This window comes from Streptomyces sp. NPDC127129 (assembly GCF_042671585.1).
GTDB lineage: Bacteria > Actinomycetota > Actinomycetes > Streptomycetales > Streptomycetaceae > Streptomyces.
The window spans coordinates 1-10540 of sequence record NZ_JBHXTV010000035.1; the positions used below are offsets into that span (position 1 = coordinate 1).

At 70.8% G+C, this 10540-nt stretch carries 11 protein-coding genes and 1 tRNA gene; 6 read left to right on the top strand and 6 right to left on the bottom strand.

Annotated features, from left to right (window positions below; all coding sequences use genetic code 11):
* Positions 1 to 138 precede the first annotated feature (138 nt).
* Positions 139 to 786: a hypothetical protein gene (locus tag ACFVGW_RS35615; RefSeq protein WP_383226161.1), complete on the bottom strand. Its 648-nt coding sequence runs from the start codon at positions 784 to 786 to the stop codon at positions 139 to 141.
* Between the two features lie 47 nt (positions 787 to 833).
* Here ACFVGW_RS35615 and ACFVGW_RS35620 point away from each other — a divergent pair, with 47 nt between their 5' ends.
* Positions 834 to 1022: a DUF5703 family protein gene (locus ACFVGW_RS35620; RefSeq protein WP_100106356.1), complete on the top strand. Its 189-nt coding sequence runs from the start codon at positions 834 to 836 to the stop codon at positions 1020 to 1022.
* A 67-nt stretch (positions 1023 to 1089) separates the two neighbouring features.
* Here ACFVGW_RS35620 and ACFVGW_RS35625 read toward each other — a convergent pair whose 3' ends face one another.
* The 3 genes from ACFVGW_RS35625 to ACFVGW_RS35635 form a co-directional block, all read right to left on the bottom strand.
* Positions 1090 to 1923, bottom strand: a complete 834-nt coding sequence (locus ACFVGW_RS35625) for a chaplin (protein WP_385854876.1) — start codon at positions 1921 to 1923, stop codon at positions 1090 to 1092.
* 155 nt (positions 1924 to 2078) lie between these two features.
* On the bottom strand, positions 2079 to 2312 hold the full coding sequence (gene chpH, locus ACFVGW_RS35630) for a chaplin ChpH (RefSeq protein ID WP_260230231.1): 234 nt from the start codon (positions 2310 to 2312) through the stop codon (positions 2079 to 2081).
* 142 nt (positions 2313 to 2454) lie between these two features.
* A complete protein-coding gene (locus ACFVGW_RS35635; RefSeq protein ID WP_385854877.1) occupies positions 2455 to 3780 on the bottom strand; it encodes a M20/M25/M40 family metallo-hydrolase in 1326 nt (441 codons plus the stop codon).
* A gap of 208 nt (positions 3781 to 3988) precedes the next feature.
* Between ACFVGW_RS35635 and ACFVGW_RS35640 the strand changes: the two genes are divergently transcribed.
* Together ACFVGW_RS35640 and ACFVGW_RS35645 are read left to right on the top strand one after the other, a co-directional pair.
* A tRNA-Leu gene (locus tag ACFVGW_RS35640) sits at positions 3989 to 4076 on the top strand.
* A 92-nt stretch (positions 4077 to 4168) separates the two neighbouring features.
* On the top strand, positions 4169 to 5095 hold the full coding sequence (locus ACFVGW_RS35645) for an RluA family pseudouridine synthase (RefSeq protein ID WP_385854878.1): 927 nt from the start codon (positions 4169 to 4171) through the stop codon (positions 5093 to 5095).
* Between the two features lie 119 nt (positions 5096 to 5214).
* Here ACFVGW_RS35645 and ACFVGW_RS35650 read toward each other — a convergent pair whose 3' ends face one another.
* Together ACFVGW_RS35650 and ACFVGW_RS35655 are read right to left on the bottom strand one after the other, a co-directional pair.
* Positions 5215 to 6684: an amino acid permease gene (locus ACFVGW_RS35650; protein ID WP_383226166.1), complete on the bottom strand. Its 1470-nt coding sequence runs from the start codon at positions 6682 to 6684 to the stop codon at positions 5215 to 5217.
* A 193-nt stretch (positions 6685 to 6877) separates the two neighbouring features.
* Positions 6878 to 7579, bottom strand: coding sequence for a FadR/GntR family transcriptional regulator (locus ACFVGW_RS35655; RefSeq protein ID WP_385854879.1), 702 nt, complete (start codon positions 7577 to 7579; stop codon positions 6878 to 6880).
* 139 nt (positions 7580 to 7718) lie between these two features.
* Here ACFVGW_RS35655 and ACFVGW_RS35660 point away from each other — a divergent pair, with 139 nt between their 5' ends.
* The 3 genes from ACFVGW_RS35660 (at position 7719) to ACFVGW_RS35670 (ending at position 10392) form a co-directional block, all read left to right on the top strand.
* Complete coding sequence (locus ACFVGW_RS35660; protein ID WP_383294834.1) at positions 7719 to 8243, top strand: gluconokinase; 525 nt, start codon at positions 7719 to 7721, stop codon at positions 8241 to 8243.
* 172 nt (positions 8244 to 8415) lie between these two features.
* Complete coding sequence (locus ACFVGW_RS35665; protein ID WP_385854880.1) at positions 8416 to 9813, top strand: GntP family permease; 1398 nt, start codon at positions 8416 to 8418, stop codon at positions 9811 to 9813.
* 99 nt (positions 9814 to 9912) lie between these two features.
* Positions 9913 to 10392, top strand: coding sequence for an ASCH domain-containing protein (locus tag ACFVGW_RS35670; protein ID WP_385854881.1), 480 nt, complete (start codon positions 9913 to 9915; stop codon positions 10390 to 10392).
* Positions 10393 to 10540 lie beyond the last annotated feature (148 nt).

The window sequence follows — 10540 nt, forward strand, 5'->3', positions numbered from 1 at the left end:
GCGGGGGGGGGCCGCTTGTTTGCCCGTTGTGGGGGGCCCGGGGCCCAGCCACTGGGGAGGGGGGGGGGGGGCGGGGGGCGGGGGCCAACCCCCGGGGGCCCCCCCCCCTCCGCCGTACCGTTCAGGCCGCCGTACCGCTCAGGCGTCCTGCTCCTCCAGGTCGTCGTCCAGCTCGTCGTCGAAGACCGCGCTGACGTCGAAGCGGCAGACGATCCGCTCCGGATCGGCCTGCTCGAAGGGGGCGTTCAGCCACTCCCCCGGCTCCGGCAGCTCTTCGGCGGCCGAGACCCAGAGCGTGGAGTCGCCCTCCTCCAGGCCGAACTCCTTGTGCCGTGAGGCGATTTCGTCCGGTTCGTACTCACCGAAGAGCACGCCGAGGGCCGCGTGCGTACTGACACCGGCGGCGGGAGTCCCGTCCGCCCCCTCCTCGTCGCCCTCCAGATCGGCGATGCGCTGAGCCTGGGCGAGCAGTCGCTTCGGCTCCGCCACGGCGTAGTCGCGGCGGATCAGCACGCTCAGGGCATGCGGCTCCTCCGGCCCGGCGTAGGGCGGCAGCGAGTCGTCGGCGCCCGGGATCTCGAAGGGGGTGACCTCGTCGTACCGGTCGTAGAGCCGCTCGTCGTACGCCTCGGCCGCCGCGGCGAGGGCGTTGAAGGCTTCGTAGACGGCCGGGTCGTCGTCCCCCGAACGACGTTCGACCGCCTCCAGGTGACGGTCCAGTGCGGCTTTGACCGCCTCGGCGGCGGCACGTACCTCGGCAGCGGTGGGCTGCGCAGCATCAGACATGGGACGCACGCTATCCGTAGCGGGCCGGTGCCCGCACAATAGATGCGATGCCGGAATACGAATTTGTCGACGTGTACGTGCCGCGCGGCGTCTCCCGCAAGGAGGCCACGCGGCTCCTGACCGACCACGCGGAGTACGGGCACTGGGAGTTGGACCGTCTGACCCTGCACCGGGACGGCAGCCGCAGGGTGCGGCTGCGCCGGCGCATCATCCGTCAGGTCCGCGCCACCTGGTGACATGACATGGGGCCCCGCGATGCGGGGCCCCTGCGCGTTGCGCGACCGGTCCGGCCGCCCGCCCGCGCTAGGCGGACCGGCGGTTACGGCGGTAGAGCACCGCACCGGCGAGCAGCAGACCCGCGCCGGCCGGGGCGGCCACCCCGATCGGACCGGAACCGGTCTGCGCCAGCTCCTCGGTCACGTCGGGATGCGTGATCGTGTGCGTACCAGGCGTGTTCGGCCCGCCGGGCGTACCGGGTCCGCCGGGCTCGCCGGAGTCTCCGGGGTTGCCCGGGTTGCCGGGCGTACCCGGGTTGCCGGGGTTGCCGGGGTTGCCCGGGTTACCGGGATTCCCGGGGTTGCCCGGGTTACCGGGATTCCCGGGGTTGCCCGGATTACCGGGGTTCCCAGGGTTGCCCGGATTCCCAGGGTTACCGGGGTTGCCCGGGTTACCGGGGTTCCCAGGGTTGCCCGGGTTGCCGGGGTGCGTGGGCTCGACGCCGTTGCCGCACTCGTTGCCGAACGCCGGGTTGATGGCGCCGATGACCGAGATGCTGTTCCCGCAGGCGTTCACGGGGACGTGCACCGGCACCTGGACGTTGTTGCCGGACGCGACGCCCGGGGAGTTGCTGGTGCTGCCCTCGGCCGACGAGCCGCGGCGGTGCTTGCCCGGCTTGGAGACGTTGGCGCACTTGTTGCCGAACGTCGGATTGAGCAGCCCGACCACGTTGACCGTGTTTCCGCAGACGTTCACCGGCGCGTGCACCGGAACCTGGACGGAATTGCCGGACGCGACGCCCGGAGAATTCGAGGCGGTGCCGTTCGCTCCCGCATCGGCATTCGCGTAACCACCACCGAGGGCGAGTACGCCGCCCGCGGCCGCAACGGTGATCAGGCCCTTGCGCGTGACCTGTCGCATAGCTTGTTCCCTGCCTTCTCGGCTTCTGCCTTCTGGCTTCAGAAGAGGGGCCACCGGGCACGACGCCCGGGGCGGAAATGCCCACCGGCCCCGGAGTGCATGGCACGCACTCCGGGGCCGGACTGGCTCAGACCCTCACGGGTCGAGGCACAACGTCAGGCGTTGATGCAGGTGTTGCCGAAGGCGGGGTTCAGCAGCCCGATCACGGAGACCGTGTTGCCGCACACGTTCACCGGGACGTGAACCGGCACCTGGACGACGTTGCCCGAGAGCACGCCGGGGGAACCGATGGCGGCACCCTGGGCACCCGAGTCGGCAACGGCCATGCCCGCACCCGCGAGAACGAGACCGCCCGTGGCAGCCGCAGCAGCGACGACCTTCTTGATCATTATTCCTCCTTGTTGGCAATGCGATCCCAGCCGCGGACCGCACCACCTGTAACGAGGGGGAAGTAATGGGGCTACGAGCGTATGAGTGCATTCACTCGTTCCGGGCACATGCGCACGTGCGCCCGAATATCGGCCGGCACGCTCAGGAGGCGTCGATGAAACGGTCGAGAACGCGGACGCCGAACTTCAGCCCGTCCACCGGAACCCGCTCGTCCACGCCGTGGAACATCCCGGCGAAGTCCAGCTCCGGCGGCAGCTTGAGCGGCGCGAAGCCGAAGCAGCGGATACCGAGGTCGTCGAAGGACTTGGCGTCGGTGCCGCCCGAGAGCATGTACGGCACGGCGCGGGCGATCGGGTCCTCGGCGCGCAGGGCGAGCTGCATGGCGTCGACGAGGGCGCCGTCGAAGCTGGTCTCCAGGGCCTTGTCCCCGTGCACGTCCTCGCGCCTGACGCGCGGGCCGAGGATCCGGTCGAGGTCGGCCAGGAACTCCTCCTCGTACCCGGGCAGGAAGCGTCCGTCGACGTGCGCCGTGGCCTGTCCGGGGATGACGTTGACCTTGTACCCGGCGCCGAGCATGGTCGGGGCGGCGGAGTTGCGCAGGGTCGCGCCGACCATCTTGGCGATGCCGCCCAGCTTGGCGAGCGTCGCCTCCATGTCCTCGGGGTCGAGCGGGGTGCCCAGCGCGTCCGAGAGCTCGTCCAGGAAGGACCGTACGGTCTTGGTGACCCTGACCGGCCACTGGTGGCGCCCGAGGCGGCCGACGGCCTCGCAGAGTTCGGTGATGGCGTTGTCGTTGTTGGTCATCGACCCGTGCCCGGCCGTGCCGTCGACGGTCAGCCGCATCCAGTGCATGCCCTTCTGGGCCGTCTCGACCAGGTAGAGCCGCAGGTTCTCGTTGACGGTGAAGGAGAAGCCGCCGACCTCGCCGATCGCCTCGTTCACGCCCTCGAAGAGGTCGCGGTGGTGGTCGACGAGGTGCCGGGCGCCGTAGGTGCCGCCCGCCTCCTCGTCGGCGAGGAACGCCAGGACGATGTCGCGCGGGGGCTTGCGGCCGCTGCGCATCCGGTCCCGTACGACCGCGAGGGTCATCGCGTCCATGTCCTTCATGTCGACCGCGCCCCGGCCCCACACGCAGCCGTCGGCGACCTCGCCGGAGAACGGGTGGTGGGTCCAGTCCTCGGCGTTGGCCGGCACGACGTCGGTGTGGCCGTGGATGAGCAGGGCCGGCCGGGAGGGGTCCTCGCCCTCGATACGGGCGACGGTGGAGGCCCGCCCCTTGTGCGACTCGATGATCTTCGGCTCGAGACCGACCTCGGCGAGCTTCTCGGCGACGTACTCCGCCGCCGCCCGCTCGCCCGGGCCGGAGTGGTCGCCGTAGTTGCTGGTGTCGATGCGGATGAGGTCACGACAGAGATCGACGACCTCGTCCTCGCCGGTGACGCTCCGGGCCGTGTTCGACTCGCTCACGCTGCTTCCTCCCACTACGTGCCCCACGTGCTTGCTGGTGGTCGCCCCCATCCTCGCGCGCCCGGCTCCGGGACCCAAGGGCGCCCGTCGGCCGACACACGTCTGTCACACGGTCCCGCCCGGACCAGGGGTGGTGATCGGCCACCTCCAATGTTTGCTATGGTTTTCCACGTCGGAACGGCCGAGCGGCCGGAAAGACAGACACCTTGTCCGGGTGGCGGAATGGCAGACGCGCTAGCTTGAGGTGCTAGTGCCCTTTATCGGGCGTGGGGGTTCAAGTCCCCCCTCGGACACCAGCGAAGGACCCCACGTCATGTGGGGTCCTTCTTGTTTTCGGGCGACGGCGCGAAGACCGCGGGGCGAGACGGAGCGACGGAGGTCGAGGCCGGTGAGACGGAGAACGAGGACGCCTGCCGCGCCGCTTCCGCAGCGGGACGGGATCGATCCGGTGCGGGTGCGACTGCCCGAGGAGCCGGACGCCGGGTGGGCGACCGTGGGGGACTACCTGCGGGCGCGGTACGGGGGCGCCATCGGGGACGTGCGTGTCTCGGAGATGCTGCGGGACGGGCGGTTCGTCGGGGTGGACGGGGCCGTCGCCGGGGACGAGCCGTACGCCGCCGGGCTGCGGCTCTGGTTCCACCGGGACTTCCCCGCGGAGGAGCGGGTCCCCTTCGAGCTGGGGATCGTGCACCGCGACGAGCGGATCGTGGTCGTCGACAAGCCGCACTTCCTGGCGACGATGCCGCGCGGGCGCCATGTGACCGAGACGGCGCTCGCCCGGCTCCGGCGGGAGCTGGGGATGCCGGAACTCCAGCCCGCGCACCGTCTCGACCGGCTGACGGCCGGCCTGGTGCTCTTCGTCGTGCGGCCCGGTGACCGGGGCGCATATCAGACGCTGTTCCGGGACCGGCTGGTCGGCAAGGAGTACGAGGCGGTGGCGGCGTACGAGCCCGGGATCGCGCTGCCGGTGACCGTACGGAGCCGGATCGAGAAGGAGCGCGGGGTGATCGCCGCCCGCGAGGTGCCGGGTGAGCCGAACAGCGAGAGCCGGATCGAGCTGGTGGAGCGGCGCGGCGGGCTCGGGCGGTACCGGCTGCTGCCGGCGACCGGGCGGACCCACCAACTGCGGGTGCACATGAACAGCCTGGGGCTGCCGATCCTGCACGATCCGGTCTATCCCGTGGTCCGCGAGGACGGGCCGGAGGACTATGCGCGTCCGCTCCAGCTGCTCGCGCGGACGCTGGAGTTCACCGACCCGCTCACCGGCGCCCCGATGCGGTTCGAGAGCGGGCTGCGGCTCCACGGGCTCGGCTGAGGCGGTTCCCGGCCCGGGCGGTCCTGGACCCGGTCCTGGACGGTCTCCCGGAGCCCCGGACAGCGCGAGACCCCCGCAGGCGGCCGCCTGCGGGGGTCTCGGGACCCCGTGGGGGGTCGTCAGTCCTGGGTCACCGAGGCGGTCGCGCGGACGCGCCCCCGGACCAGGAACCAGCCGCCGACGAGCGCGAGCCCGATCAGCGGGAGGCAGTTCACGGTGGTGCGGCTGATGCCGCCGTCCATCCACATCAGGACGAGGACGGAGCCGAGGAAGACCAGCGTGACGATCTGGGTGTAGGGGGCCCAGGGCAGCCGGTAGCCGGGGCGGGTGACCCGGCCTTCCTTGGAGCGGTTCACGAACAGCAGCGAGCAGACCATGATCATCGCCCAGGTGCCGATGATGCCGATGGAGGCGAAGTTCAGCACGAGCTCGAAGGCCTCGCCCGGCATGAGGTAGTTCAGGCCGACACCGAGGACACCGAAGGCGGCGGTGAGCAGGATGCCGCCGTAGGGCACGCCGCCCTTGTTCATGACACCGGTGAACTTGGGCGCGGAGCCCGCGAGCGACATGGAGCGCAGGATCCGGCCGGTCGAGTAGAGACCCGAGTTCAGGCTGGAGAGCGCGGCGGTGAGGACGACCAGGTTCATCACGCCGGCGGCGCCGGGGATGCCCAGCTTGTCGAAGACGGTGACGAACGGGCTCTGGTCGCCGGAGTACGCGGTGTACGGCAGGAGCAGGGCCAGGAGGATCACGGAACCGACGTAGAAGAGGCCCACGCGCCACATGATCGAGTTGATCGCCCGCGGCATGATCTTCTCGGGGTTCTCGGTCTCGCCGGCGGCGACGCCGCACAGCTCGACGGAGGCGTACGCGAAGACGACACCCTGGATCAGGAGCAGCATCGGCATGACACCGGACGGGAAGATGCCGCCGTTGTCCGTGATGGTGGACAGGCCCGGCGTGTGGCCGCCGATGTCGTGCGAGGTCACGACCAGGAAGATGCCGATGAGCATGAAGGCGACGAGCGCGCCGACCTTGATGATCGCGAACCAGAACTCCATCTCGCCGAAGTACTTCACGGAGATGAGGTTGGCGGCGAGGACGACCGCGAGGGCGATCAGCGCGAGGATCCACTGCGGGACGTCGCTGAACATGGCCCAGAAGTGGGCGTAGGTCGCGGCGGCGGTGATGTCCGCGATGGCGGTGGTCGACCAGTTGAGGAAGTAGAGCCAGCCGGCCGTGTAGGCGCCCTTCTCGCCCATGAACTCACGCGCGTAGGAGACGAACGCGCCGGAGGAGGGGCGGTAGAGGACCAGCTCGCCGAGGGCCCGCACCACGAAGAAGGCGAAGACGCCGCAGACCGCGTACGCGATGAAGAGGGACGGGCCGGCGTTGGCCATGCGGCCACCGGCGCCGAGGAAGAGGCCGGTGCCGATCGCGCCGCCGATGGCGATCATGTTGATGTGCCGGGACTTGAGGTCCTTGCGGTACCCGGCGTCGCCGGCGTCTACGTGGGGGGACGCCCCGGATGCCGTCGCCGGTGGCGTGGCGGACAGCGTGTCGGCCGCAGGGAGGGTGCGGTCACTCATGGAGTTGTTCGCCTTCGTGAGGGGAGGGTCTGTGCGGTACCCGGCCGAGCGCATGGAGGTCGTCCACGGCTCTCACGGCCAGCGCACATCGTCACGGCACCGCGGGAATTCAGCAGTGGCCAATGTCACTGATCGCCCTTATTTGAGCTACTTCTGAGGTTCCTTCGAGGCGAATGCCTGGGATCGAAAGGTTTTACGGCGCGAGAACGTCAAGTTCCTTGAGTGCGCCGACCGCGATCTGACGGGTGAGCTCCTCGGCGCGCACCGCGTCGCGCTCCCGTACCGCCTCGGCGACCTGGACGTGGAGGGTGACGGCGGCCGGGTCGGGGTCCTCGAACATCACCTGGTGGTGGGTGCGGCCGGTGAGCACCTCGGCGACGACGTCGCCGAGCCGGGCGAACATCTCGTTGCCGGAGGCGTTCAGGACGACCCGGTGGAAGGCGATGTCGTGGACGAGGTACGCCTCCAGCTGCCGCCCGCGCGAGGTGGCGACCATGCCGAGCGCCTGCTCGGTCAGCTCGCGGCACTGCTCGGGGGTGGCGTGCACGGCGGCGAGCCCGGCGGCGACGGGCTCGACCGCGGAGCGGAGCACGGTGAGCGAGCGCAGCTGGCGGGGCCGGTCGGCACCGGCCAGGCGCCAGCGGATGACCTGGGGGTCGTACACGTTCCACTGCGCGGTCGGCAGGACGATCACGCCCACGCGGCGGCGGGACTCGACCAGGTGCATGGACTCCAGGACGCGGACGACCTCGCGGACGACGGTGCGGGAGACGTCGAAGCGCTGGGCGAGTTCGTCGGTGCGCAGGACGCCGCCGGGCGGGTACTCCCCCGCGGTGATCGCGAGACCCAGGGTGGCGAGGACGTGCGGATGGAGCCCCTGGGCCGGTGTCGTCATGGGGGTCAGCCTACGCGGGGACCAAGATCGCCAATAAAAAGTATGACTTTAAAGTCACAGTCTCTTGAATACGTCGTACCCAATGGGTTTCATGAGCGCGACGGAATCGATGTCGAAGAAGACAGCGAGGCACCACCCCATGAGCTCCACCTCCCCGACGGTCCCCCCGGTCGTCGTCGTGATGGGCGTCGCCGGCACCGGCAAGACGACCATCGGTCCGCTGGTCGCGGACGCGCTCGGAGTCCCCTACGCCGAGGGCGACGATTTCCATCCTGCGGCGAATGTCGCGAAGATGTCGGCCGGCACCCCGCTGGACGACGCGGACCGCGGCCCCTGGCTCGACGCGATCGGGCGGTGGGCGCACGGCCGTGAAGGGCTCGGCGGGGTGGTGAGCAGCTCCGCGCTGAAGCGGATCTACCGGGACCGGCTGCGGGCGGCCGCCCCGGGCGTGGTCTTCCTCCACCTGACCGGCGACCGCGAGCTGATCGAGCGGCGGATGACGGAGCGCAAGGGGCACTTCATGCCGACGGCGCTGCTCGATTCGCAGTTCGCCACGCTGCAGCCGCTCGGCGACGACGAGACCGGTGTGGCCGTCGACGTCTCCGGCTCGCCCGAGGAGATCGCCGCACGGGCGGTCGCCGCACTGCGCGAGCTCGTCGGCTGATCTCCGCAATCCCCCTGCGGCAGACCCGCCGTAGCCCTGCGGCAGCCCTGCCGCGCCCCTGAACTCCCGCCGTCCCCCAGCGGCACGCGGTACCCGCCGTACCGTCGTCCGTCGCCCGCCCCGGGTGCCGGACGGCCCCCCTCCTGCCCCCACCCGTCCCTAAGGAACCACCGTGACCAGTCTCAGCGTCGAGGTGCTGGCAGCGGACGCCGTCGAGCCGATCACCTCGGCGGGCAACGCCCAGCTCGGCATAGCCGTGCTCGCGGGCATAGCCGTCATCGTCCTGCTCATCACCAAGTTCAAGCTGCACGCCTTCCTCGCCCTGACCATCGGGTCGCTGGCCCTCGGCGCCTTCGCCGGGGCGCCGCTCGCGGCGACCATCGACTCCTTCACCGCCGGTCTGGGCAAGACCGTCGCGGGCGTGGGTGTGCTGATCGCGCTCGGCGCGATCCTCGGCAAGCTGCTCGCCGACTCCGGCGGCGCGGACCAGATCGTCGACACCATCCTCGCCAGGGCGAGCGGCCGGTCGATGCCCTGGGCGATGGTGCTGATCGCCTCCGTCATCGGTCTGCCGCTCTTCTTCGAGGTCGGCATCGTCCTGCTGATCCCGGTGGTCCTGCTCGTCGCCAAGCGCGGCAACTACTCGCTGATGCGGATCGGCATCCCGGCCCTCGCCGGTCTGTCGGTGATGCACGGTCTGATCCCGCCGCACCCCGGCCCGCTCGTCGCCATCGACGCACTCGGCGCCGACCTCGGTGTCACGCTCGCCCTCGGTGTGCTGGTCGCCGTCCCGACCGTGATCATCGCCGGTCCCCTGTTCTCCCGGTACGCGGCCCGCTGGGTCGACATCCCGGCTCCCGAGAACATGATCCCCGCACGCCCGTCGGAGGACCTGGAGAAGCGCCCCGGCTTCGCCGCCACCGTCGCGACCGTCCTGCTGCCCGTCGTCCTGATGCTGGTCAAGGCGCTGGTCGACATCGTCGTCGACAACCCCGACAACGCCGTGCAGAAGGTCACCGACGTCATCGGCTCACCGCTGATCGCGCTGCTCGCGGCCGTCATCGTGGGCCTCTTCACGCTGGGCCGCGCGGCCGGCTTCACCAAGGAGCGGCTCTCCTCGACCGTCGAGAAGTCCCTCGCTCCGATCGCCGGCGTGCTGATGATCGTCGGCGCGGGCGGCGGCTTCAAGCAGACCCTGATCGACGTCGGTGTGGGCCAGATGATCCTGGACTTCTCCAAGAACTGGTCGATCCCGGCGCTGCTCCTGGCCTGGCTGATCGCGGTGGCCATCCGCCTCGCGACCGGTTCGGCCACGGTGGCGACGATCTCGGCGGCCGGGCTCGTGGCCCCGCTCGCCGAGGGCATGGGCACGAGTGAGACGGCGCTGCTCGTCCTCGCGATCGGTGCCGGTTCGCTCTTCTTCAGCCATGTGAACGACGCGGGATTCTGGCTCGTCAAGGAGTACTTCGGGATGAGCGTCGGCCAGACGATCAAGACCTGGTCGGTGATGGAGACGATCATCTCGGTCGTCGGCATCGTCTTCGTCCTGCTGCTGTCGCTGGTGCTGTAGCCACGCGCGCTCTCCCACTCCCCCGCACACGGACCGGGTCCGGGCACCTTCTGGCGCCCGGGCCCGGTCCGGTCCGTGCCGCGTGCCACACTGCGGCGCATGGAAGAGAGTGAGATCACCGCGGAGACGGAGAGCCCCGAGGACCCCGCGGGTCCCGAGGACCCCGCGTCCCTCAAGCCGTTCGAGCTGGCCTTTCCCGGCCCCCTGCGCGACCAGCTCGTGGCGGCCGTCCTCTCCGGCGAGAAGACCTCGACGACGGGTCTCCTGGTGGAGTACGAGGTCGAGGGCGACGCACTGCCGCGCGTGGGCGAGCGCTGGGCGCTGATCGACTCGCGGGGGCTGCCCGTCGCGGTGGTGGAGACCACGGAGGTCAGGGTGCTGCCGGTCGGTGAGATCGACCTCCGGTTCGCGGTCGAGGAGGGTGAGGGGTACACGACGGTGGCCGAGTGGCGGGCCTCGCACGAGAGGTTCTGGCACGGCGCCGAGATGCGCGAGTTCCTCGGCGATCCGGAATTCACCGTGACCGACGCGACGGTGGCGGTCGCGGAGCGGTTCGAGGTCGTACGGCGTCTGGGCTGAGGCCCGGGGCTCCGGCGGTGGGGGGGGGGGGGGGGCGCCCCCCCCCCCCCCCCCCCCCCCCCCCCCCCCCCCCCCCCGCCAAACCCACCCCCCCCCCCCCCCCCCCCCCCCGGCCGCCCCCCCCCCCCCCAAACCCCAAACAGAGGCG